This is a genomic window from Candidatus Nitrosopumilus sp. SW, from assembly GCF_006740685.1.
GTDB lineage: Archaea > Thermoproteota > Nitrososphaeria > Nitrososphaerales > Nitrosopumilaceae > Nitrosopumilus.
This window is the reverse complement of record NZ_CP035425.1, coordinates 1128449-1149589: the sequence shown is the minus strand read 5'-3', so window position 1 is coordinate 1149589 and position 21141 is coordinate 1128449. Positions and strand designations below refer to the sequence as shown.

The 21141-nt window shown below is 34.8% G+C and carries 31 protein-coding genes; 14 read left to right on the top strand and 17 right to left on the bottom strand.

What is annotated here, in order from left to right:
• Positions 1-86: 86 nt before the first annotated feature.
• Genes Nisw_RS06970 through Nisw_RS06960 form a run of 3 tightly spaced genes read left to right on the top strand, consistent with a single transcriptional unit; the run spans position 87 to position 3571 of the window.
• The gene (locus Nisw_RS06970; protein WP_255430744.1) at positions 87-2228 is read left to right on the top strand and encodes a biofilm-associated protein; all 2142 of its coding nucleotides are present in this window, start codon (positions 87-89) and stop codon (positions 2226-2228) included.
• Positions 2229-2267: 39 nt separating this feature from the next.
• Complete coding sequence (locus Nisw_RS06965; protein WP_141977698.1) at positions 2268-2780, top strand: adenine phosphoribosyltransferase; 513 nt, start codon at positions 2268-2270, stop codon at positions 2778-2780.
• On the top strand, positions 2780-3571 hold the full coding sequence (locus tag Nisw_RS06960; protein WP_141977696.1) for an S-methyl-5'-thioadenosine phosphorylase: 792 nt from the start codon (positions 2780-2782) through the stop codon (positions 3569-3571). Before Nisw_RS06965 ends, Nisw_RS06960 begins: the two co-directional genes overlap by 1 nt.
• Here Nisw_RS06960 and Nisw_RS06955 read toward each other — a convergent pair.
• The 4 genes from Nisw_RS06955 to Nisw_RS06940 are packed head-to-tail and all read right to left on the bottom strand — an operon-like array spanning position 3568 to position 4892.
• Positions 3568-3852, bottom strand: a complete 285-nt coding sequence (locus Nisw_RS06955) for a hypothetical protein (RefSeq protein ID WP_141977694.1) — start codon at positions 3850-3852, stop codon at positions 3568-3570. The two genes, Nisw_RS06960 and Nisw_RS06955, sit on opposite strands and share 4 nt — an antisense overlap.
• 8 nt (positions 3853-3860) lie before the next feature.
• Positions 3861-4259 carry a hypothetical protein gene (locus Nisw_RS06950; RefSeq protein ID WP_141977693.1) on the bottom strand — a complete coding sequence of 133 codons (399 nt, stop codon included), beginning with the start codon at positions 4257-4259 and terminating at the stop codon, positions 3861-3863.
• A 21-nt stretch (positions 4260-4280) separates the two neighbouring features.
• On the bottom strand, positions 4281-4631 hold the full coding sequence (locus Nisw_RS06945; RefSeq protein WP_141977691.1) for a TrmB family transcriptional regulator: 351 nt from the start codon (positions 4629-4631) through the stop codon (positions 4281-4283).
• A 39-nt stretch (positions 4632-4670) separates the two neighbouring features.
• Positions 4671-4892: a hypothetical protein gene (locus tag Nisw_RS06940; protein WP_141977689.1), complete on the bottom strand. Its 222-nt coding sequence runs from the start codon at positions 4890-4892 to the stop codon at positions 4671-4673.
• An 18-nt stretch (positions 4893-4910) separates the two neighbouring features.
• Here Nisw_RS06940 and Nisw_RS06935 point away from each other — a divergent pair, with 18 nt between their 5' ends.
• The gene (locus tag Nisw_RS06935) at positions 4911-5423 is read left to right on the top strand and encodes an Hsp20/alpha crystallin family protein (protein WP_141977687.1); all 513 of its coding nucleotides are present in this window, start codon (positions 4911-4913) and stop codon (positions 5421-5423) included.
• On the opposite strand, the gene Nisw_RS06930 is transcribed toward Nisw_RS06935, so the two are convergent.
• From Nisw_RS06930 to Nisw_RS09320, 7 genes are all read right to left on the bottom strand, one after another.
• Positions 5424-6536 carry a DNA topoisomerase IV subunit A gene (locus Nisw_RS06930; RefSeq protein WP_141977685.1) on the bottom strand — a complete coding sequence of 371 codons (1113 nt, stop codon included), beginning with the start codon at positions 6534-6536 and terminating at the stop codon, positions 5424-5426.
• The gene (locus Nisw_RS06925; RefSeq protein WP_141977683.1) at positions 6523-8406 is read right to left on the bottom strand and encodes a DNA topoisomerase VI subunit B; all 1884 of its coding nucleotides are present in this window, start codon (positions 8404-8406) and stop codon (positions 6523-6525) included. The genes Nisw_RS06930 and Nisw_RS06925 overlap by 14 nt, the downstream gene beginning before the upstream one ends.
• The gene (locus Nisw_RS06920) at positions 8393-8965 is read right to left on the bottom strand and encodes a pre-rRNA-processing protein PNO1 (RefSeq protein ID WP_141977682.1); all 573 of its coding nucleotides are present in this window, start codon (positions 8963-8965) and stop codon (positions 8393-8395) included. The genes Nisw_RS06925 and Nisw_RS06920 overlap by 14 nt, the downstream gene beginning before the upstream one ends.
• On the bottom strand, positions 8962-9741 hold the full coding sequence (locus Nisw_RS06915) for a serine protein kinase RIO (protein ID WP_141977680.1): 780 nt from the start codon (positions 9739-9741) through the stop codon (positions 8962-8964). Before Nisw_RS06915 ends, Nisw_RS06920 begins: the two co-directional genes overlap by 4 nt.
• 81 nt (positions 9742-9822) lie before the next feature.
• Complete coding sequence (locus Nisw_RS06910) at positions 9823-10119, bottom strand: DUF424 domain-containing protein (RefSeq protein ID WP_141977679.1); 297 nt, start codon at positions 10117-10119, stop codon at positions 9823-9825.
• Positions 10119-10541 (bottom strand): translation initiation factor IF-2, encoded by a 423-nt coding sequence (locus Nisw_RS06905; protein ID WP_141977677.1) that lies wholly within the window; start codon positions 10539-10541, stop codon positions 10119-10121. The genes Nisw_RS06910 and Nisw_RS06905 overlap by 1 nt, the downstream gene beginning before the upstream one ends.
• A gap of 68 nt (positions 10542-10609) precedes the next feature.
• Positions 10610-10756 (bottom strand): DUF5679 domain-containing protein, encoded by a 147-nt coding sequence (locus tag Nisw_RS09320; protein WP_048071112.1) that lies wholly within the window; start codon positions 10754-10756, stop codon positions 10610-10612.
• A gap of 250 nt (positions 10757-11006) precedes the next feature.
• On the opposite strand from Nisw_RS09320, the gene Nisw_RS06900 reads away from it, so the two are divergent.
• The 4 genes from Nisw_RS06900 to Nisw_RS06885 all read left to right on the top strand — a co-directional run bounded on the left by Nisw_RS06900 (position 11007) and on the right by Nisw_RS06885 (position 14007).
• A complete protein-coding gene (locus Nisw_RS06900; protein ID WP_141977675.1) occupies positions 11007-11507 on the top strand; it encodes a hypothetical protein in 501 nt (166 codons plus the stop codon).
• A 70-nt stretch (positions 11508-11577) separates the two neighbouring features.
• Entirely contained in the window at positions 11578-12723 is a 1146-nt protein-coding gene (locus tag Nisw_RS06895; RefSeq protein WP_141977673.1) for a DUF373 family protein, read from the top strand.
• 124 nt (positions 12724-12847) lie between these two features.
• Positions 12848-13591 (top strand): polyprenyl diphosphate synthase, encoded by a 744-nt coding sequence (gene uppS / locus Nisw_RS06890; protein ID WP_141978556.1) that lies wholly within the window; start codon positions 12848-12850, stop codon positions 13589-13591.
• The gene (locus tag Nisw_RS06885) at positions 13588-14007 is read left to right on the top strand and encodes a bis(5'-nucleosyl)-tetraphosphatase (protein ID WP_141977671.1); all 420 of its coding nucleotides are present in this window, start codon (positions 13588-13590) and stop codon (positions 14005-14007) included. The genes uppS and Nisw_RS06885 overlap by 4 nt, the downstream gene beginning before the upstream one ends.
• Here Nisw_RS06885 and Nisw_RS06880 read toward each other — a convergent pair.
• From Nisw_RS06880 to Nisw_RS06870, 3 genes are read right to left on the bottom strand one after another with little or no spacing between them, the layout of a single operon-like run.
• Positions 13987-14727 carry an orotidine 5'-phosphate decarboxylase gene (locus tag Nisw_RS06880; protein ID WP_141977669.1) on the bottom strand — a complete coding sequence of 247 codons (741 nt, stop codon included), beginning with the start codon at positions 14725-14727 and terminating at the stop codon, positions 13987-13989. The genes Nisw_RS06885 and Nisw_RS06880 overlap by 21 nt on opposite strands.
• Positions 14708-15394, bottom strand: coding sequence for a hypothetical protein (locus Nisw_RS06875; RefSeq protein WP_141977667.1), 687 nt, complete (start codon positions 15392-15394; stop codon positions 14708-14710). The genes Nisw_RS06880 and Nisw_RS06875 overlap by 20 nt, the downstream gene beginning before the upstream one ends.
• 49 nt (positions 15395-15443) lie before the next feature.
• On the bottom strand, positions 15444-16445 hold the full coding sequence (locus Nisw_RS06870; protein ID WP_141977665.1) for an adenylosuccinate synthetase: 1002 nt from the start codon (positions 16443-16445) through the stop codon (positions 15444-15446).
• Between the two features lie 80 nt (positions 16446-16525).
• Here Nisw_RS06870 and Nisw_RS06865 point away from each other — a divergent pair, with 80 nt between their 5' ends.
• Positions 16526-16987 carry a hypothetical protein gene (locus Nisw_RS06865; RefSeq protein WP_141977663.1) on the top strand — a complete coding sequence of 154 codons (462 nt, stop codon included), beginning with the start codon at positions 16526-16528 and terminating at the stop codon, positions 16985-16987.
• Here the strand turns inward: Nisw_RS06865 and Nisw_RS06860 are convergent.
• The gene (locus Nisw_RS06860) at positions 16984-17268 is read right to left on the bottom strand and encodes a Fe(2+)-trafficking protein (protein ID WP_141977661.1); all 285 of its coding nucleotides are present in this window, start codon (positions 17266-17268) and stop codon (positions 16984-16986) included. The two genes, Nisw_RS06865 and Nisw_RS06860, sit on opposite strands and share 4 nt — an antisense overlap.
• Before the next feature lie 77 nt (positions 17269-17345).
• On the opposite strand from Nisw_RS06860, the gene Nisw_RS06855 reads away from it, so the two are divergent.
• From Nisw_RS06855 to Nisw_RS06835, 5 genes are all read left to right on the top strand, one after another.
• Positions 17346-17555, top strand: a complete 210-nt coding sequence (locus Nisw_RS06855; RefSeq protein WP_014963809.1) for a hypothetical protein — start codon at positions 17346-17348, stop codon at positions 17553-17555.
• A 60-nt stretch (positions 17556-17615) separates the two neighbouring features.
• The gene (locus Nisw_RS06850) at positions 17616-18257 is read left to right on the top strand and encodes a hypothetical protein (protein WP_185736593.1); all 642 of its coding nucleotides are present in this window, start codon (positions 17616-17618) and stop codon (positions 18255-18257) included.
• A gap of 111 nt (positions 18258-18368) precedes the next feature.
• On the top strand, positions 18369-18656 hold the full coding sequence (locus tag Nisw_RS06845) for a winged helix-turn-helix domain-containing protein (RefSeq protein WP_048071086.1): 288 nt from the start codon (positions 18369-18371) through the stop codon (positions 18654-18656).
• A 121-nt stretch (positions 18657-18777) separates the two neighbouring features.
• The gene (locus Nisw_RS06840) at positions 18778-19407 is read left to right on the top strand and encodes an L-threonylcarbamoyladenylate synthase (RefSeq protein ID WP_141977659.1); all 630 of its coding nucleotides are present in this window, start codon (positions 18778-18780) and stop codon (positions 19405-19407) included.
• Positions 19404-19925: a THUMP domain-containing protein gene (locus Nisw_RS06835; RefSeq protein WP_141977657.1), complete on the top strand. Its 522-nt coding sequence runs from the start codon at positions 19404-19406 to the stop codon at positions 19923-19925. Before Nisw_RS06840 ends, Nisw_RS06835 begins: the two co-directional genes overlap by 4 nt.
• On the opposite strand, the gene cgi121 is transcribed toward Nisw_RS06835, so the two are convergent.
• On the bottom strand, positions 19917-20690 hold the full coding sequence (gene cgi121, locus Nisw_RS06830) for a KEOPS complex subunit Cgi121 (RefSeq protein ID WP_141977655.1): 774 nt from the start codon (positions 20688-20690) through the stop codon (positions 19917-19919). The two genes, Nisw_RS06835 and cgi121, sit on opposite strands and share 9 nt — an antisense overlap.
• Before the next feature lie 39 nt (positions 20691-20729).
• Entirely contained in the window at positions 20730-21131 is a 402-nt protein-coding gene (locus Nisw_RS06825; protein ID WP_141977653.1) for a 40S ribosomal protein S17, read from the bottom strand.
• Positions 21132-21141 lie beyond the last annotated feature (10 nt).

Sequence of the window (21141 nt, the reverse complement as noted above, 5' to 3'; positions counted from 1 at the left end):
TTGCTCATGAAAAAGCCTGAATTTAAAAATAGAAAAAGAGGAAAAAAACTTTAAGGTTTAAGTGAGAGATGACTAGTTTGAATATAATGAATAAATCCTCTATGAGAGGAATTTTCCTTTCAATTGCATTACTATTTTCAATTACATTAATTGCAATTCCAAATAATGTATACGGTGAAGAAATTAGTGCCAACAGTATAGGTCTGGAAGAAACAACAATCATAGAATTTACAAATGAACTAGATAAAGAAATCAATACTTTTAGAATTTGGCTTGGTGCAGACTTTAATTTCAAATCTTTTAAAACTGAAAAAGGGTGGGTAGGTGAAAAAACCCCACAAGGAGTCATTATTTTTACAACTTCAGAACCAATCAAAAAAGGTGAATCGGTAAAATTTGGTGTTAAAACAGATAACAAGAATCCAGGAATAAACTGGAAAGCGATAGATACAAGAAGTGAGCAACAAGGTATGGGTAAAGTACTACCAAAAGAATTACCCAAAGTAGTAGAAAATACAGAAATCACACCAACAAAGAAACCTGAAGGGGCAGGAATTCTTTCTGAATCAGTCTTTAGAATTATTCCAGAAAAACCCAATGCAGGTTCATCGATTAGAGTAACAGGAGATAATTTTGGTGCATCACATGAATTTGACTTTTACATAGATAATTCAAAAATTGGTAGTTTTGTAACAGATGAGAACGGTCATTTCATGACAACAATGAAAATTCCTCAAAACCAAAATGCAGATAGAGTAGATTTTAAAGTCAAAGATAGTGAAGGAGAAGAAAAAAAGATCAGTCTAAGAATTGGAGAAGTGGACAATAGAATTCCAGAAACAGATAACATCAAACTCACAATCAAAGGAATATCAAATGTGATTTATAGAGGAGACTTTTTGGAGATTTCAGGTACCGGAAAACCTAACAGCGCAGTTACTGCAGAAATAAAAAATCCAGATGGAGATATAATTAATTCAAGAACAGCTGAAGTTGATGCCAAAGGAAACTGGAGATTAGCAGAGCCAATAATCATTCCATTAGACACACCATTTGGAAAATATAGTGCAACAATTACAGATGGACGAGAAAATATCCTAAAATCATGGACTGTGGAATCAGATAAGAAAATAATCATCACACCATCAAAATTAAAATTTGAACCAGGAGAAGTAATGAAATTCAATGGAACTGCTTTACCTAACAAATCAATCGAACTTATTTTAGAAGATCCTTTAGGAAAAGAACTATTTTCAGATATCATGCAGTTAGATGAATCAGGATTTGTAAAATTTGAATATACCACCGAACAATCATCACCTAAAGGAACTTACACATTAATTGCAACGCAAGAAAAAGATACAGAGTTCATATTTGCGGGATTAGGCCAACTGCCTACAATTCCAGTCAACTTAGAATTTGATGAACTTAATTACAGTGCTGGAGATACTGCAATAATTTCGTTTACAGGAAAACCTTCTGAGATTGTTAGTTTGTTAATCATAGATCCATCAGATAAACCAAAAGGTGAATCCATTTCAATTACTTTAGGAGGAGATGGAACCGCAGAATATCAACTTGATTTGTCAGGATATGCATCAGGTGTGTATTCAGCAGTAGTTAGTAAAGGAAGTGCACAAAATTCAGAAGTTTTCACCGTAGGATTACAAACAGGTTCAGGAGAAATTCAAATTAACACTACAAAATTAGATTACAGACCAGGTGATTCTATTCTTATTTTAGGAGACACTGCAAAGAATGTCTTACTAACCATAACTTTGACAGACCCTGATGGAAACATAATAAAAGAAAGAGAGACATTTTCAGACAAAAATGGAAAAGTTTCCGAGAGTTCATTTAGAATTCCATCAGATGGAAAAGGTGGAATGTGGACAATTAGTGCAAAGAGTGGAGCAAACTTTGACATAATAGAAATAGAAGTAATAGCCACAGTAACAGAAGGAATTCAAATAACTGTTGAAGAAGGAGCAGAAATTCCAGGATACGGAAAAACACTTCAAATCAAAGTAGTAGGAGTTAGTCAAACGGTTACACTTGATATTGTGACAGAAGATGGTCAAGTCATAGAGTCATTATCATTCCAAGCATCATCTCAAGGGGAAATAAACCAACCATGGATAATTCCTAAAGATACAGAACCTGGAACATATACAATCAAAGTATCTGATGCATTTACATCAGGTGAAACCACTTTTGAGATAAATTAATCTCAAACAATTTTATTTCACCTAAATTTAGCAACAAGCATGAACCTAAGAGACAAAATAGCAGAATATCCAAATTTTCCTAAAAAAGGGATTTTATTTAGAGACTTTAGCCCAATTTTAAAAGATCCATCAGCAATGGAATCAATTGCAGATGAATTCTCAAAGTATTTTCATCCAAAAAATATCGACATTTTTGCAGGAATAGAATCTAGAGGATTCATTCTAGCATGTATACTTGCAACAAGATATAACAAAGGCATGATGATGATTAGAAAGGCAGGAAAATTACCTGGAAAGACCACAAAAATCTCATACACAATAGAATATGGTAAAGACACCATAGAGATTCAAAAGGACATCCTTGAGGAAGGACAAAGAGTGCTCATTTGTGATGACTTGTTAGCTACAGGAGGAACTGCCAAAGCATCTGCAAAACTAATTGAAAAAGTAGGAGGAAAAATTGTTGGTTTTGCATTTATCATAGAACTAACAGACCTTAACGGAATGAAAGGAATTAGCAATTATGATTGTAAATCACTGGTGAAATACTAATGGAAAAAGACGTAGAGATTGGAATTTTTGGCGGTACTGGAATTTATGATTCAGGATTACTTGAAGATGCAAAAGAAGTAGATATCGATACGCCATATGGAAAACCATCAGATACGATCACAGTTGGAACATTCAAAGGAAGAAAAATTGCTTTTCTCCCCAGACATGGGAAAAAACACACCATTCCCCCACACATGATTAATTTTAAAGCAAACATTTGGGCATTCAAGGAACTTGGAGTTACAAGAATTATTGCACCATCAGCAGTAGGCAGCCTAAAAGAAGCATTAGAGCCAGGACATTTTGTATTGCCTTCACAGTTTCTAGACTTTACAAAATCAAGAGACGGTTCATTTTCTGAAGACGGCAAAGTAATTCACATTTCAGTAGCAGACCCATTCTGTCCAGAATTACAATCATCAATTGTTGAAGTCACAGACAATCAAAATATGCACATACACAAAGATTGTACTTATGTCTGCATTGAAGGTCCAAGATTCTCTACAAAAGCAGAATCAAAATTCTACAGAACAACGGGTGCAGATATCATTGGCATGACACTAGTTCCTGAATGTCAACTAGCAAGAGAGGCACAAATTTGTTATGCATCAATCTCAACTGTAACTGATTATGATGTTTGGGCAGAAAAACCAGTTACTGCAAAAGAAGTTTTAGAAACACTTTCAAAAAATGTTGAAGGTACAAAGAAAATACTAACAGAATTAATTGAAAAAATTCCTAAAACTAGAAGTTGTACTTGTGCTAAAGCATTAGAAGAAGCAGAGTTCTAGTCATCAACAAATGACTCTTTTTTGAGTCCTTCTGGCAATGACATGTCACCTTGGAGTAGATTTCTTTGAAGAGACATTATTACTTCATCAACATCATAGCCTAGTTTTTTTAATTCTCTTTCAGTATCCTTAGAAATTTTTGCCCCAACATTTTGTCCACCAATTCTTCCAAATGCTATTGCAGTAAAACGAAAGTCATTGTTGTCGAGGGTAAATTTGCCGTTAATCTTTGCAGCCATCTGACTGCCATGAATGTCATTTATGTGAACTTTGAGTTCCATTTTAAAAATTAAATTTCCACTGCTTTGTTGATATTGTCATCAATCAAAAAGCTCCAGTGTTTGTCATCTTCAACTTTGTAATCTTTTACTGCTAAAGGAATTATCTTCTCATCAAGGCATTCGTGCTTGATTTCTCCATTTTCTTTTAATTTTACCAATTTCCACTTGTATTTTCCTTGCTGTAATTTACAAACTGTAACTCCCCATTTTGCATCAGGGTCAATTTTTGGCATTCCAACAAGATCAGCCAATTCTTCAATTCCAAGTTGTTTTTCTTCACAGAACCGTTTCTTGCAAACACCACATCGCCATACGTCAACTGAGCCAATTGTCCTCTCATCAATATTGATGTTAACTACACCAAAGTAAACTGGCTGATGTTTGCAAGTTTCAGTATCAATAGTCAATGCTGTTCAAAAATCAAAGTGTTATTTAGTTCTTGCATCATCATAGGGTTTTTCTAAAACTACACCTATGCTATCAACAATTTTATTTCGTTTAAATTCAATATTTTCTCGCTGGCACATTCGTCTATACATGTTAACTACAGTAAATCTAGGATGCATTGCCTCAAATTCAGTTTCAGAGATATCTATGAAGGCACCCAAATTCATTAGATCTTTTGCAGCAGTTTGTGCATCATCAAAAGAGATCTTTAATTTTTCTGAGATTATTTGAGGCGTCATTTTTCCATAACAAGTAACAAGCAAGTATACTCGGGCTTGAATAGGATTTAGGTGAATCTCAGATATTAGATCACTTTCAATTTTAGAGTCCATTAATTTTCAACTATTTCTTACAGCAAAACATGCTATATGTCATTTTTTGACTAGAAGTTTTTTTGATATCTTTAAAGAAAAACCCATTGCAACAAAATGAACTATTGCTCCGGCAATTGCTCCAGTTATCACATCATCGAGGAAAAACCAAACCAATACAAATGCAACAAGTGACGGAATAGTAGTAATTACTGCCATAATACTTCCTCGAAGTATAATTTCTCGCTTTGTTAGTTTTGGAGATTTTTTTTCATCAGACAATAGCTCAAATTTTAGAAAATGGTAATAAAAACCAAAGATACTTTATATTTGGCAAACCCAAATTTTGACTGTTTGGCAAGTTACAAGGGTGCATATTCAAATGAACAATCATTAAATTTTGTAATTCCAATTATTGTGATCTTATTTTTAGGGATAATCTACATAATGACTCAGAGAGCAGATTCAGGATTTGTTAGCTTTTTCTTAATTGGAGCTGCTGCACTTACGATGTTTTATTGGGTCAGAGTCTTAAAAAAGATGACAAAAGATCAACAACCACTATACACACAATCAAGAGAACAAGAACAAAAGAATTGGGTATATGATTTAATCAAAGGTGAAGGAGAATTTGTCTTTGTTGCCGAAGTCCCAGGACCGGAGGATAAAATAGCAGTAAGACTAGTAGATGGGATGTTGTACATTAGAGGTACTGCTGGATTTTCAAAAGAAGTTCCAATCGAAGGCGCAAATGAAATGCAAATATTTGATTTCAAATATCGTAACGGTGTATTGACACTGAGAATAAAATAACTACAGACTTTTTGCTAGTTCTAACTTTTGTGGCAGATACTTGTCAGTAATATTAGTAAGGCCATACTTTGCAAAGGCCTCTAGTTCTGCCTTTCTCTTTAATCTCAAAAATACTTCAAGTTCTTTTTTCCATATTCCTGATTCATATCTTGGGTCTTTTTGCAAATCATAGCATCTCTTAATGTCAGACTCTGTCATTGGGATTGTAGGTAGTTTGTATTTTTCAATATCAGTAGCCCACACTCCTACCCATTTTGCATCAGGTACAGTTAACTCTCTTAGGTGTGCAGCGTTTGCAGAGCCAGATTTGATTACCATAGCAATATGTTCTCCATACACATCACCGTCAGTCAAAATGATTACAGGTAATCCCATTTCATCATGAAGACGTTTTAGTAGAGTTCTAGTAGAACGTGGGGCTTGTCCTCCAGTGTTAATGATAATGGATTTGAATTTTTTATCAACTTGCTCTTCAACAAATCTTGTAAAGAGACCACCTTTCTCAATTGCAATTACAATTTCAGCGCTAGTATCAACTAGCTCAGCAGTAGTCAAGCTAGGTCCAATAGAGTAACCATCGGGGTGATTGGATAGATTCATTGATTTGCCCTCATAACCAGGAATTGTATATTCAATATTCAAGTCACCAAAGATAGAGCTTCTCTCTTCAGGAAAAATATGGAAATCTTCTCTGGGTCTTGAGGTTACGGCCTCTAAATCCACAATAATATTATCTGATTCAGACTGGTCATCAAACTCTATGGCAAATGCCTGTGATGAATAGTACACATCTCTTAATGTAGAGGATTTTTTCTCTTGAGTTAGACGATTTGCAAAGAATGCAAGCCACATGAGTTGTGTGAATGAACGTAGTTGTGCTGAATTCTTTGCACTTCTTAGGGCAGTGGAATTTCCTAAAATATATTGTCGCAGTTTTTTGTCATAAACGATATTACTTACAGATCTACTTGGAATTGAAAACTTTGGGAATTGGCCATTTTCTAAGTCCTCATAGATTTTTGCACCATGACTTTTTAGAGACTCTAGAATATTCTTTTGTTTTTCTTTAGCTTTTTTACTAATGTCTCTTGCTTTTTTCTCACTTGCTTTCAATTGGTTGTTCCTCCTCTACAGTATTTATTTCAGTTTTAACGTCAACAGGTTCTAAATCGTCTAAAAGTTTCTTGTAATTAGGTTCTTTCTTCTTTCCAGCTAGTTCAGTACAAAATTCTGCGATCATTGGGATATACTTTGCATAAAGATTGGCTCGTTTCTTTGCCATTTCGGCTTGTCCTCTCTTTGACATGAATGCTGCCAATTTTCTTGACAAGAATTGCAATCCCAATCGCAGTTCACGTTCAATCTCTTGTCTGTCTGCAACATTTTCTTTTCCTGCAGTCTTGTAAGGAATTCTAGTTGAGCAAATATGAGACACTATGATAAATGGAGGATCGCCTTTTACTTTGTATCGCCCCCAATCAGTATCATTTACAACCTTGAGAACCACATCACTGCCCTCATCATAAAGTAGCGGTATTCTATTTGCATATCTGTACACATGAGGACCGCCAGTCTTGATGTCACCACCATATGCAATACCCATCTCAACGATAAATGGAAATCCCGAATATGCTGATGCAGGACGTTGAACTACTGCTACAAAATCAGGATTGAAAAATTTCTTGATTCCTTTTTCTAATGGGCCTTCACCTAATGGTGCCAAACAACTAGAGTCAGGAGCCATGAAATCATCGAATTTCTGAAGGGAGTCACTCAAGTTTACCAGTTCTTGATTGGTAAAAGTGCCCATGCGTTTTTCAGGCTTGAATCCTGCAAATTCTGCAAATTTTACTGCAGTAGTTGGACCAATTCGCTGAAATCTTTTGGTAAGAAAAGTTGTCAGTGGTTCACCTTGAACAGTGTTGGTTAGTTGTTTGTAATACGGACTTTCAGGATCCATTTCAACTGTTTTTGATTGAGAGTCTCCAAAGTCCCAATAATGTAATTTTTTGTTTGGAACATCAAGGTCTTCAATTCTAATTTTACTTAATTTTTCAAAATCCATTTTAAGAAATGACAACAAAGCTATCACTACGCGCACTTGACGAGAGAGATTTTTCCATTTCTTTTTTGCTTTTGCCATAATTGCAGTAAAGCTAAGGTTTTGTTTTGATAATCCCAAATCTTTTCTTACCTTTTCAATCATTATGTCATCAATAGTTGGAATTTCAAATTGAGATTCAACAATCATTCTTCTGATTCTTTCAACATCAATTCCATGTGGATGTGGTCTGATAATTGTTGGAGGTGGTGGAATATCTTTTACAAATCGGGGGTGATGGAACTTTTGTCCTTTAGGATCATCAAAAGTAATTGTTGCATAAGGAGTGATTAATGATGTTTCATAGACATAATCTCTGATTTTGTTTCCTGCTTTAGAGTAATCACCTTCTAAGCAGATACTAACTGACAGTCCCTTTTTTGCAACTTCTTTTTCAGTGTGTTTTACAATTACAGGTTTGTTCTTTTGAATATCAAGTAGAATTTCAAATTGATTTTGGATTTTTGCATCAGTAGAACTTTTTACAATTACAGGTTTGTTGGTAGTAATTTGGCCATAGAGGATTGCCATTGTTGCGCCAAGACCAAACATTCCTCTTGCTTGTTTTAATCCAAATTTGGAACCATAAAGAACAGTTCCAAATGCAAGTGGAATGTGTTTTGCATCAACTCCAGGTCCATTGTCCTTTACAGTCAGAATGTATGGTTTTGGGTCTGGTTTATCAGGGTCTACAGCCTTGATTGTCAGGTGTACATCAGGCAGGATTCCCTTTTGATCACATGCATCAAGGGCATTTTCAACAAATTCTCTGACAGCAGTGTATAGTGAACGGGTAGGATTACTGAATCCAGCCAAGTCACGATTACTATAAAAGAACTCACTAGGAGAAATTTGATTAAATTTTTCTTTAATAGAAGACATCTTGATCTTCCCATAATTTCATTTTTTCTTGCTTTTCTTTTCTGTTTGCAGCTTCTAGTTTATCATAAACTGCACCATGCATGCTTCCACTTGAAATAGAAGATATTGCATCAACTGCTAATCGTAATTTACTTGCATCGCCAATAATTGAAACTGTTTTTCCATAAACTGAGATATGAGTACTGCTAAGGTTTTCCATATTTCTTCTTGCTCTACCACCTTCTCCAATAATTCTCCCTTTTATCCTTTCAACATTTGCGTTAGATTTTCCAGCAAACTCTCTAAGATCTATAACGTGTAATGTATTTTCACCCTTTAACAAAGTCATAGCGTTTTCAGGAGAAAACCCTCTACCAATTGCGGTGACAATTTCCATTGCTTTGAATGGTTGAATCTTTTCAACATCACCAGATGATTTTATGAGAACCTCACCAGTATCCCCATCAATATCCAAAGTGACATGACATTGTGTTTCAATTTTAGATTTGACATTTCCTGATTTACCAATCAGTACTGCAATTCTGTCATTTGGTATACGGAGTAATTTTTCAAAACTCATTTTACAATATCCTCAAATAGTTCATCTGGATCTTCAACAGAAACCCCTCTTTTTTTAAAAAACCTTGTAATGTTATTAATGTCTCTCTTAAGAAATTCTTGAGTATTAGGGTGTCTCAAATCAACTGCAGAACCCAAATCAAAAACTATCAGTCCTTTTTCTGTCTTGAATACATTATACTCTGAAAAATCACCATGAACCAATTTTGCTTTTTGATACATATCTTGAATAATTTGAATTGCTTGTTTGTAGTCGTTTTCATCTACTTGTGAATCCAATAGGAGTTTTGATGGAGCGCCGTTTTCGCCCACAAACTCCATTGCCAACACATTATTTGTTACATAGAGAGGTTTTGGTACAGGAATTCCAGCCTCAAAACACTGAGTAAGATTGCGGTATTCCTTTTTTGCCCAGAGATAGACAAGATTCTTTGTTCCCTTTTTTAGATTTGAGAACCTAGGGTCGCCAAGTATGTATGGTTCTCGTTTTTTAAAATTTGAAGTACTTACAAGATAAATTTTCAAGGCAACATCAGAATCATTCTCATCGACTCCCCAAAACAATACAGATTCTTTTCCAGCACTTACAGCACCATTGACATATGCAATGACATGGTCTGTAATCATTTTGTATAGAGTCATTACAGTTGGTTTGTCTAAAACTTCGTTTACCACTTTGCCTTTTTTAAAACCATCATCCAAAGTTTTTCGTTTGGCCTTTGAAATTAATTTTTTATCTAGTTTTGATTCTAGTTTTTTACTTAGGATGTCAGTCATTAGTTTGTAATACCTCTACTAGATAAAATGAATTTCTTTTTTGAAATGAACATGTTTTGTGTAATTCCATCAAACAACAATTCACATTTTAAAAACAATAAGAAATGGAACACCAGAAATTTTTTTGATGCCATTTTCAGAACCAACACCTAATCCAATAGACAGTGAAATAGTTTCATCACCAACCATGTTAATAATTGCAGAATTTTTTAGTAGAATTTCAGCTTCTTCTTTGTCTACAAATCTTTCTCCGTAATAGCTTTCACTGATGTGCATGTTTAGCTCACCTTCAACAATTGTTTTACCCAATAGTTCTGCATCACAGATGTTTAGCATTGGATTTTTTTGATAATCAGTCTGTCTTACTGCAAATGGCATTATGCGTATTTACCTTTTAGAGTGGATTTTGCACCACATGCTTCACAAATCAAAAATGAGATACGGTTTTCTTTTAGTATTTTTGTATCTGGACTTTTGCAAGTAGGGCATTCAAGATAATCTTTAACATAAATTTGAAACAGTCTGGTAAAGTCATCAGGATCACGTCTTCCAATAAACATGGCCTTATCACCAATTCTTTCAGCAGGAACTGCAAACTCCTTTGAGAGGTACTGCAATACTTTGTCAGGGTCTCGTCTGAGTACCTTTGGAAATTCAGAGAAATTACGCAAGAAAGTCTTCTGGCCTTCCCACATCACATCGACCACAGGAAGCTCAAATCTAGCAGTGGATTCCTTTTCAGTATCCCCTAGCTTGTCTTGTATCCTTTTGAGTAGACTTTCGTATTCTGCTTTGGTCACTAAAAAATAGTGTAGACTAGACCCTATATGGGTTTTGAAAAAGAAGAGTCGTGTGGATTGTTTCTAAATTAGTCCATTTTTCCTATACGGAAAACATTAGTTCCACATTCAGGACATGTACCTTTTACGGCAGGACGTCCATTCTTTAGTTTAGTTTCTTTGGGATCTTTGATGTCCCTTTTTTCGCGGCATTTTACGCAATATGCTGTAACCATTCTAAAAATTGTCAAGCACGCTGGTATTTAGGAAGAGGCTGTGAAAATTATTTCACTACAGGCTAGATGTAGGTAAATTTTTTTGTGCCTCAAAAAAAGCCCAGATTCAAAAATTTTAACGAATCCAAGTAATTTTTACAAAATTATGGTCAAGATTCTGCCAAAAACTAATTTTTCTTACATTTGTTTAATAATTGAAAATTTCTTCAAAGATTATCAATTATAAACTAGCACGAAATAGAGAAGAAAAATGGCTTCAAAAAAAGGGATTGCAATAACCATAATCATTTTAGCTGCAATTACTGGAGCCAGTTTTTTTGTATGGACTGTACCCCAACAAAATGAAACCACATTCATTGTTACGGATTATGAAAACTATCTAGATGGTGCAAAAGGCATCCATGAGATTTTGCAAGAATCAACTGAGATTGATTATCAAAAACTCGTAAATGGTGAAATGACACCTGAAGAATACATTGCAGCAGCTGATGTCACATCATCGCAAGTAACATCTCAAATTAGCGAGTTTGTTACATCAAAGCCACCTGAAGAATGGCAAAACAGCTACATCAGTTACATGGATGCGATGAAGAAATTCAATTCATACATTGGAGAGACCAAAGTTTTAGCAAATCTAATACAAAATGAAAGTTCAGAAGATGAGATTTCAGAGGTAATGGAGAAAATTGAATCACTAAAAGCAGAGTCAGCAGAACTAGTCAAAATTTCTGATAACTCTAGACCTGGCTAGCCTCAAAACCGAATTTTAATAATCACATTTGTTGGAAATCGTTAAAAAGCAATTCTACGATACAAAATGAATGTCTCAGAGCGTAGATAAGATTCAAAAAGATGTCAATGCATCTACTGCCAACAAATTACTCGTAATTTGTGTAGACAGAGACAATGATGTAGGAGAAAAGGCAGGAATAGTTACACCTGTAGTTGGACGAGATGCATGTATTGAAGCAGCACAGAGACTAGCGCTAGAAGATCCTGAAGATGCAGACTCTAATTCTATATTTTCTGCAATCAAAACATACGAGGATTTGGTAAGTAAGGGATATCAAGTAGAAGTAGTCACAGTTGCAGGAGTCAAAGATAGAGGAGTTCAAGCAGATGAAAAAATTCTTAGTGAAACAAGAAAAGTTTTAGAAAAATTTTCTGCAAACGGCGCAGTTATTGTTTCAGATGGTGAAGATGATGAAAGTGTCATTCCAGTTATTCAAAATGTTCTACCAGTAGTTTCAGTTCAACGTGTTGTAATGAAAGTAAGTAGAAGTGTAGAGTATTCTTATGCAGTCTTTGGAAAATATCTCAAAATGATTGCATATGATTCAAGATATTCTAAATTTTTCTTGGGAGTTCCAGGAATACTATTGTTAATTGGTGGAATTGCATCTGTATTTGGAATAACTACAGAAATTTTTGCAGTGCTTGTTAGCATTTTAGGTGGTGCATTTTTGATTAGAGCATTTGATATTGATAGAGTTTGGTCAAGTTGGTCAAAGCCAACACCGATGGGCTTTATCAGAATGTTTACAATGGTTGCAGGAGTATTGCTGATACTTTCATCAGTTCCAGCTGGAATTGCATCAATTGATTCACAACTAATTGAAGCAGACACGGGACTTGTTGGAAAGATTACCAACCAAGTAATCATTGGTCAATTTGTTGCAGGAGTGCTACCAATATTATGGACAGGACTTGGCGCAATATTTGCAGGAACATTGCTTAGCAATTGGATTGGAGGAGTACCAAGACAAATCAGCGACATTCTAAGAATAATCGTTCTGGTTGCTTTGTATCCAACAATTTACCAGTTTACCAACATTATGATTTCTGATGTGAGCTCATTTACTCTGATTCCACCACTTTTAGGAGGACTGGCAGCAACCCTGGTTTCAGCCACAATTCTCTTCAAAAAGTACAGAAAACACAAAGACCAAGAGATGGTCTCTGATTAAGAGTCATTTCTAGCCTGAATTTTTCAATAACACTGATATCTTTAATCATGTATCAGTCATCAAAAGGTGAACTGACATTAGCAAGATTAAAGATGTGATTTTTCAGTTATCAGGTCTTTACAAAATTTATGGAAAAAGACTAGAAAATGAAATTCAGAGTGGGGACATTCCAAACCATGTTGCATTAATTTTAGATGGGAACAGAAGATGGGCCAGAAGACATCTAACAATTCCAAAAGATGGACACTGGAAAGGAGCTGATGCAGTAGAGAACCTTCTTGATTGGTGTGAGGAATTTAATATCAAAATTGTAACATTGTATGCATTATCTGCTGAGAACTTGGATAGAAACGATGAAGAGTTAGATCATCTCTACGAGTTGATTCGCATGAGATTAGAGAAATTATACAACGATCCGCGAATTCACAGATGCAAAATGAGAGTAAAGGGAATAGGAAGAATAGAGTTGTTACCAGATTCAATCAAAGAGATTCTAAAAAAATTAGACGATGCTACTAAAGATTATGATAATCATTTCCTAAACATCGCATTGGCATATGGAGGACAATACGAACTAGTTGATGCAGTAAAGAAGATTGGTGAGAAAATCAAAGACGGTAAACTAGATGTTGATAAAATTACAAAAAAAGAGATAGAGTCAAATCTTTACACATCACATCTGCCACAATCATCACCAGACATGATTTTGCGTACCTCAGGTGAGAAGAGATTGAGCGGGTTTTTGATGTGGCAAAGCGCATACAGTGAATTAGTTTTTATGGATATCTTTTGGCCAGAGTTTAGGAAAATAGATTTGATGAGAGCCATTAGAACATTTCAGGAAAGAAAAAGAAGATTAGGAAAATGATAGAAGAGACATCAGCAGGTATTGTATTGTTTAGAAGAGAGGATTCTAAGAATCTGTTTTTACTTTTGCATTATCCCTCAGGGCACTGGGATTTTGTCAAAGGAAAGATGGAGAAAGGTGAATCCACACATGAAACTGCAGTTAGAGAAACTAAAGAAGAGACAGGAATAACAGATATAACATTTTTAGATAATTTTGAAGAATGGATAGAATACAATTTTCAATATCAAAAGGAATTGGTTCACAAAAAAGTTGTTTTCTTTTTGGCTGAAACTAAAACTAAAGAAGTAAACATTTCACATGAGCACCTTGATTACACATGGATGGATTACAACACTGCAATGGAAAAGACTACTTTTGATAATGCAAAGACAGTACTAACAAAAGCTCAGATGTTACTTGGCAAGACTGTCTAATTGTAATTCTTTTGCAATATCAATTGGTTTTTTTGCATTTAGAATTGTTCTTCCAACAATTAGATAACTTGTTCCCGAAGAGATAACCTCGCTTGCATCTCCACCTTGGGTTCCAACACCGGGAGAAAAGATATCAAGTTTTTTTCCAGCCTTTTTTGAGCAATACTGAATTATTTTTGGAAAAGTAGCGCCAACTACAATTCCATCTACTTTGGATTCAAGAGCCCAGTCTAAGAACAGTTGGTATAGTTGCTGTTTTTTTCGCATTTTTACTTCCATATCATAAGACAGTCTAGCTTCAGGTGCGCTCATATGACACAAAGTAATGACTCCTTTTCCGTTTTTGTGGGCAGATTTTACTAGATTTTTCAAGCTATCCAATCCCATTATTGGATTTGCTATGACTGCATCAAATCCCATTTTCCATAGATTTTCAGTTGTTACTCGATTTGTGTTTCCAATATCATTTAGTTTGATATCTGCAATTGTTTGCAAACCATATTTGTGAGCTGTCTTGTTTATTTTGAGAACTTGTTTTTCACTTAATGGCAGTAACAAGTGAAAGTTCAATTTCACTGCACAAAGATATGGATGTAATTTTTTGATGTTTGAGATGGTTTTAGATTCTAAATTTTTTACAGAGGGATCATAATCATTGGCAAGAATTACTTTGCCGTTTGTTTTTGCGATCTGCGAAAGTCTAGTTTTGAAGGTGTGCATAATCAACTAATGGATGAGTGTCTTTTAATTTTATTATTTTGATATACGAATAACCGTGTTCTGAAGGATCATCAACAAAAACTGGTTCAATAACATTGCTTGTCGAGAACTTTAGGAATGGTTTTTCTGGATCTTTGTCAAGCAATACATGACAAAAGTATGACGTACCTTCTTCATGGAAGTTCATAAAGACACCTAAAAGCCATTTGTCATTGTGTGGGAATAAGAATAATGGAAATGGAATATCTTCAAAACCCCACGTGAGTTTTGCAAGACTAGACATGTCTTCTAGTTCAATTGGTTGGTATCTATCTAGAGTTCCGTTTCCAGGTTTCAGAGTTTTTGGTAGAGATTTTATTCGAACAATTGGAGAATATAGCTTACTTGAATCAGAAGTAGTATCTACAATATCTGATTCTTCTTTTCCTCCTTTGAGTCCATAACGAAGATAGTGTCCGTTATGATCTAATGGTGTAAAGTATACGATTGGTTTTTCTTTTAGAACATCCATTTGAACAGATAAAATTTTTCTGCCATCATGATCATGCAAAAATGATACGCGTGGTGCACGCTCCAGTGCACAAACGAGCCTGGTAAATTCTAAAGTGGAATGAACTTGGATGTAACGAGGTTGTTTGTCAACAGGAGAAAGAGATGGTTGTTCCACGAAAGTTAACGATCGATTAACAAATTAAACTTATCCAAAAAATTGGAGCCTAGTTTCTTCTGTCAATTACATCATTGACAGTTGGGCCTGTTCCAATAATTGTAACAGGCGTGTTTAATTTGTCTTCAATATTTTTTATGAATGCTTTTGCATCTTCAGACAATTCATCGTACGAAGTTTTTCCTGCACAGTCTGTAAACAACACATCTAGTTTTGTAATTGAGATTTGTGTTGCACCATTGAGCATGATTGCACGCCTAGCTAAATCAAAATCAAAGTCAGCTGCACGTCGTTGACGTCCAGTAACAGTTCCAAACTCAGACCAACCTTTCTTTTCTGCTTCTTCTAAAGAAAGTTCTTTGTCAAGTGGACCTGTGCCTACACGAGTAACATAAGACTTGAAGACAACTATTACTTCATCTACCCTTGTTGGACCTAGCCCAATATCAGCACAGATTCCAGATGCAGTTACATCTTTTGAGGTTACAAAAGGATAGGTACCATGCCATAGTGAAAGAAACGTGCCTTGAGTTCCTTCAACTAGAACATTTTCATTTTTATCCAAAGCAGCGTTAATCTCTGCAGGAACATCTGTGATTAGTGAAGATAATGAATCAAAGTCTTTTGCCAATCTCAAAACTCTCATTGCCCTATCAGCATTAGCAGGGCCTGTTCCTGAACCAGTACTTCCAATCTTTTCTTTGAGTTCACCTTTGGAATCACGGGCAAGATGTGTCTCTTCAATAACTCCACAGTGTTTGTCAACAAATGAGCGTCCTGAGACACCAAAGTCATCAATCTCTTTTTGCAATACTTCAGGATTAATTACAACACCTGGACCAATCATGACCTTGGCATCCTTGTTTAGAAAACCACTTGGAAGCATTCTAACTTTGTAAACTTTGTCGCCATCTTTGATGGTGTGACCGGCATTTGGTCCTGCACCACCGCGAACTATAATTTTTGGATTATCCTTAATTGCCAAATATGAGATGATCTTTCCTTTTCCTTCATCTCCAAAAAATCCACCAACTACAACAGTAGATGTCATGATGTTGAACTTGAACTTGGTTTATTTAAGCTAAAGTGCTGTTGCATCATTTTATAACTGAGATTGGATTTTCTAGATCGATGGTTGGAGAGAATTTTGCAGGAAACATCATTGTCAATTTAGCAAATCTTCCAGACTTTTTGAGAAATCCAATTTTAAAAAAACGTATGATGGAATTTTTTTCATTAGCAAAGCCAGATCAAGACGAAGTAATTAACAATGCATTAGAGGCAGGACCTACAATCCCATTTCCAAACTTTGCAAAACTGTTCAAAACATGGCTAAAAATTCTGGCCACACTATCTGATGAGCAAAGAGAAGGACTGTTCTCAGCTTACATTACAGAGATTGCACAAAATCCACAAAAACTAATCACATTCAATTTAGATGGAATTTTAGAAATTTATCTTACACTAGATGAGAATGAAAAAGAAACGCTGGCAAATGCAGTAAAGAAAATCATCAACAATCTTGATGAAGACAAAAAGAGAAGAGTAATGCTAGTTATTCCAGAAAATGCAAAAAAGCATTTGAAGTTCTAAGCACCTGCTGGTGGCTCGTCAGGCTTTCTGTTATCCTCATTGGTGTAATCAATAACTTCTCCTTCAGGAGACATTACACCTACAAAGATTTTCTCATGTTTTTTCAATAATTTCCTGTGATCAGCCATTGACATGTCAAGTTTCATTTCATTCATTACCATGATTTGGTATTCTTTCCATTCAGCCCAACACTTGTTGCATGTAGGATATTTCTCAGCAACTGGACCTAATTGTTCAGTATCAGGAATGGCATTCTTGCATTTTGTACAAGTACGACTCATAGAAAATAGCAATTTGAAACTCCTTTTATCTTTTATTGAATGTAAAGTAATAATAATTAACAAAGACCAAACTTTTCATGAAGATAAAGTGTCCTAAATGCAAAGAAGATGCAGAATTGGCACCAGACTTTTCTTTTGTAAAATGTGGATCTTGTGATTTAGACATGAGTTATGGAGAGTATATCAAATTTGTAGCACACAATGAAGCAACATATTCAGACATACTTGGCGACTATGCAGGTAGTACAGAAGGACAAACTGCAGGTTCATTAGATGAATGGGATTAACAAGATAGTGAAATCATTCATCAGATTAAAATAATTAGTTTAATGAGTTTCTAAACATCATTGGAATTTTTATTAGAAAATATACTTAATCTTGTAGGATTTTTGGTAGGACTTGGAATTGGAATAATGTCATTAATTGGATTCCGAAATACAGGCAGTCCTACACTATTTAGATTAACAATTGCATTTTTCTCAATTAGTATTGGATTTTTTGTGATTTGGTCAGGATACATGGCAGAAGACTTTGTCATCAAAGCAGGGCATATAGAAAGATGGGTACAGACTTTGGGAATTGCAATTCAGACAGTGGGATATTTTTTCATTGCATTCTCACACAGCATCAAATCATTTTTTCCAAAATCAAGTTACTTTAGATCAGTTGGAATCCTACCATTCTTTCTAGTTTCATCTGTTCAATTGGAACATCTTTTTAGATCAGTCTCATTCATCTTGCTTGCTTATGGTGCAATTGAAACAATGCTGTCATACTTGGATAATAGAAACAAGGGAGCAATCTCAGTTTCAATCGGGCTGGCATTATTGGCACTCGGAGAATTCTTGGGATGGTATTCTTTTGTATTCCCCGAATCAATTCTATATCCAGTGTCAATGATAATCAAAATCGGAGGTCTGATTGCATTATTCATTCCAGTCAGCAAGGTTCCGCTAACCAAGATAAAATTTGATGAAGGATTAGAGTAATTTTTCTATCTAGGCTCAAAATGCCGCATTTGTCAAATTCTTTTATCTTTTTGGTATATTGGAAAATATCAACGTCCTCTCATAGAAATTAACAAAATTATACCATAGGAAATGGCAGAGTATAGAACACATATGAAAATCATTGGCGATATACTTTCTACTACTAGAGATGATCTTCAAGATGAAGACGGTGCAACAGTAACCTATCTGATTAGAAAAGCAAACATTTCTCATTCTAGAATTTCAAGAATTTTAAAGACACTAGTTTCTCAGGGTCTTTTAGAACAAGTTGACAGTCAAGGTTCTAACAAATACAAAATCAGCCAAACAGGAAGAGAGTTCCTTCAAGCATATTACAAGTTTACAAACTTTGCAGACAACTTTGGATTAAGCATTTAATCTTCTTCGTCTAACTCATCTAAATCATCATCAAAGTCATCTTCAAAATCAGTGTCAGGATAGTCTTCACTGGACATTGTATCATAGAAAAAATTTGATGTTAAAAACTTTTCAAAAGAAAATGGTAATTAAACAAAAAAAAGAGGATAAAGTGTTGAAAGTAAACTGTGATAGTGAGGGAATACAAAAAGCATCTCAAATAATAGAGAATGGAGGAATAGTTGTATTTCCAACAGACACAGTATACGGTATAGGATGCAATCCGTACAATAAAGAATCTGCAAAAAAAGTCTATGAGATAAAGTCAAGGGATTTTTCAAAACCATTTCCAGTTTTGGTTTATTCCAAAGAGATAGCTAATCAAATTGCAGAATTTGACGAGATTTCAAAAAAACTTGCAGAAAAGTTTTGGCCAGGACAACTAACAATTATTTTAAAATTAAAAGACGCAAAATTAAAAGAATCACTAAATCTAACTGACAAAATTGCACTAAGAGTTCCAAATCACAAATGTACTTTACAGTTATTGGAAAAATGCAAGTATCTAGTTGGAACCAGTGCAAATGTTTCAGGACAACCATCATTTTTTGATCCTCAGGAATGCATCAAAAATGTAGAAAACTATGACGTCTTTGTTGATGGGGGAACAATTACAAGCAAAGGTGAATCAACAATTATTGAAATAGAAAATGAAAAAATCAAGATTATCAGAGAGGGTTCTTTGAGCAAAGAGGAGATTTTGGAGACATGAATCTAATAGTAACATGTGCAAGACATCTTGAGCCTGAAACAGAAGGGGAGTTGAGGGAATTTCTAGAAGAGTTTGGTGATTCTGATCCCAAAGTTACGATCACAAGCATGTCAGGTATTCTTACTGCTGAAACAAAGCTAGATCCAGTCGAAGTTGTTAGAAAAATCAAGGAGATGTTACTTGATGAGCCCTGGAGTGTGAGATATTGTTTGAGAATAATTCCGATTCAAAGAATCGTTGAGACAAAAATTGAAGAGATTGAAAAAGTTGTAGAAGAATTATCAGGAGGAATTTCTAAAGATGAAAAGTATAGAATTTCAATTGAGAAAAGAAATTCAGATGTATCTAGTCAGGAAATCATCACTAAAGTTGCAAGCAAGATAAAGAATCAGGTTTCACTTGAATTTCCAGACAAAGTTGTATTAATTGAGATTCTGGGAAATAAAACTGGAGTTTCGGTGCTAAAAAAGTCAGATATTTTGAGTACTGAGAAGACCAAACGCAGTATTTCAGAGTAAAACTGCTGCTTTTTCCACTAGAAGGTCTTCTAAGGGAGTCTTGGAGTAAACAGAATCAATCTGTTTTTTTGAAATTTTAAAAGATTTTTTCAAAAATGATTCATTATTTTTTGAAAACAGTGGAACAGATAGTGAAGATAGTTCCTTGTATAATGCATCAAGATTGGTTTTGTTTCCAATTGTAATTAGTATAAAATCAGTTTTTGGTTTCATTCCAGCAGATGCAATTGCAGCAGAGATTTGTTTTGTTAATGCAAAACGCATCAAGATATCAGTTTCAAGTTTGTTTGAGAGTAGGATATCATTTTTTTGTGACTCTAGTGAAAGAGACAAGATTTTTTTTAGATGCGAACTATTCAAAACAAATTCACTTGATACTGCCTGGAGTATGATTTTTGGATATTTTTCTCTAAAGGAATCTAAAAATTTCACATCAATTGTTTTTTGGCCTTTAATTTGGATTACCTGTATTTGTTTTGAGGATACTTTGTAGAGCAGTCTTTTGGAAGCGCCGCCATGAATCACAGGAATGATACTTACTACATCATTTTCTTTGATTACAGTTGATTTACCATCCATTGCAGAAGAATCAACACCATTTACTGCAACTAGAATATTTTCAGTGTCTAATTTTGGAGAATCATCAGACTTTAGTTCTAATAGTAAATCAATTAATTCTTGAATAGAGATATCTGATTTTTCAATTTCCAATTTTTCTGTTGCAAAAGATTTCTTGGCACCGCCAACAAGTTTTACAGTAATCATAGGATGTTTTGTTAAAGTTTGAAATTAATACTTAATGTATTATTCAGATTTTTCTTCTGTAGTTTCAGCAGCAGGTGCTTCTGTTGTTTCAGCAGCAGGTGCTTCTGTTGTTTCAGTTGCTTCAACTGCTGGAGCTTCGGTATTTTCAGTTTCCTCTGCAGCAGGTGCTTCTGCGGTTTCAGTTGCCTCTACTGGTTCAGGTTCCATTTGAACTTCTTGTTCTTGGGCCTTAGAAGATGCAATTTGTGCCTCTTTTGCTTTTTGTTCTCTAATCTCTTTTTTGATAAATTTTGTAATGTAACCTGCGACTTCGTTTTTTAGTCCCTTTGAGCGGACGATTGAAACTTGATCTAGAGCTTTTTTGTTATCAGCAAAATCTTCACCGAATTTAGACTTGTGAGTATCTAAGACTTCGTATGAAAGGCGCTTTATTCTATCCACGCCTCGTCTA

What these genes read in the sequence shown, in the direction of transcription:
- Nisw_RS06910 (WP_141977679.1), bottom strand. Translation starts at nt 10,119, where the DNA reads ATGCCATTTGCAGTAAGACAGACTGATTATCAAAAAAATCCAATGCTA.
- Nisw_RS06925 (WP_141977683.1), bottom strand. Translation starts at nt 8,406, where the DNA reads ATGTCTTCTATTAAAGAAAAATTTAATCAAATTTCTCCTAGTGAGTTC.
- Nisw_RS06935 (WP_141977687.1), top strand. Translation starts at nt 4,911, where the DNA reads ATGGTAATAAAAACCAAAGATACTTTATATTTGGCAAACCCAAATTTT.
- Nisw_RS06835 (WP_141977657.1), top strand. Translation starts at nt 19,404, where the DNA reads ATGAATCTAATAGTAACATGTGCAAGACATCTTGAGCCTGAAACAGAA.
- Nisw_RS06965 (WP_141977698.1), top strand. Translation starts at nt 2,268, where the DNA reads ATGAACCTAAGAGACAAAATAGCAGAATATCCAAATTTTCCTAAAAAA.
- Nisw_RS06970 (WP_255430744.1), top strand. Translation starts at nt 87, where the DNA reads ATGAATAAATCCTCTATGAGAGGAATTTTCCTTTCAATTGCATTACTA.
- Nisw_RS06845 (WP_048071086.1), top strand. Translation starts at nt 18,369, where the DNA reads ATGGCAGAGTATAGAACACATATGAAAATCATTGGCGATATACTTTCT.
- Nisw_RS06865 (WP_141977663.1), top strand. Translation starts at nt 16,526, where the DNA reads ATGGTTGGAGAGAATTTTGCAGGAAACATCATTGTCAATTTAGCAAAT.
- Nisw_RS06955 (WP_141977694.1), bottom strand. Translation starts at nt 3,852, where the DNA reads ATGGAACTCAAAGTTCACATAAATGACATTCATGGCAGTCAGATGGCT.
- Nisw_RS06915 (WP_141977680.1), bottom strand. Translation starts at nt 9,741, where the DNA reads ATGACTGACATCCTAAGTAAAAAACTAGAATCAAAACTAGATAAAAAA.
- Nisw_RS06900 (WP_141977675.1), top strand. Translation starts at nt 11,007, where the DNA reads ATGGCTTCAAAAAAAGGGATTGCAATAACCATAATCATTTTAGCTGCA.
- Nisw_RS06860 (WP_141977661.1), bottom strand. Translation starts at nt 17,268, where the DNA reads ATGAGTCGTACTTGTACAAAATGCAAGAATGCCATTCCTGATACTGAA.
- Nisw_RS06920 (WP_141977682.1), bottom strand. Translation starts at nt 8,965, where the DNA reads ATGAGTTTTGAAAAATTACTCCGTATACCAAATGACAGAATTGCAGTA.
- cgi121 (WP_141977655.1), bottom strand. Translation starts at nt 20,690, where the DNA reads ATGATTACTGTAAAACTTGTTGGCGGTGCCAAGAAATCTTTTGCAACA.
- Nisw_RS09320 (WP_048071112.1), bottom strand. Translation starts at nt 10,756, where the DNA reads ATGGTTACAGCATATTGCGTAAAATGCCGCGAAAAAAGGGACATCAAA.
- Nisw_RS06855 (WP_014963809.1), top strand. Translation starts at nt 17,346, where the DNA reads ATGAAGATAAAGTGTCCTAAATGCAAAGAAGATGCAGAATTGGCACCA.
- Nisw_RS06895 (WP_141977673.1), top strand. Translation starts at nt 11,578, where the DNA reads ATGTCTCAGAGCGTAGATAAGATTCAAAAAGATGTCAATGCATCTACT.
- Nisw_RS06960 (WP_141977696.1), top strand. Translation starts at nt 2,780, where the DNA reads ATGGAAAAAGACGTAGAGATTGGAATTTTTGGCGGTACTGGAATTTAT.
- Nisw_RS06880 (WP_141977669.1), bottom strand. Translation starts at nt 14,727, where the DNA reads ATGCACACCTTCAAAACTAGACTTTCGCAGATCGCAAAAACAAACGGC.
- Nisw_RS06870 (WP_141977665.1), bottom strand. Translation starts at nt 16,445, where the DNA reads ATGACATCTACTGTTGTAGTTGGTGGATTTTTTGGAGATGAAGGAAAA.
- Nisw_RS06840 (WP_141977659.1), top strand. Translation starts at nt 18,778, where the DNA reads ATGGTAATTAAACAAAAAAAAGAGGATAAAGTGTTGAAAGTAAACTGT.
- Nisw_RS06945 (WP_141977691.1), bottom strand. Translation starts at nt 4,631, where the DNA reads ATGGACTCTAAAATTGAAAGTGATCTAATATCTGAGATTCACCTAAAT.
- Nisw_RS06885 (WP_141977671.1), top strand. Translation starts at nt 13,588, where the DNA reads ATGATAGAAGAGACATCAGCAGGTATTGTATTGTTTAGAAGAGAGGAT.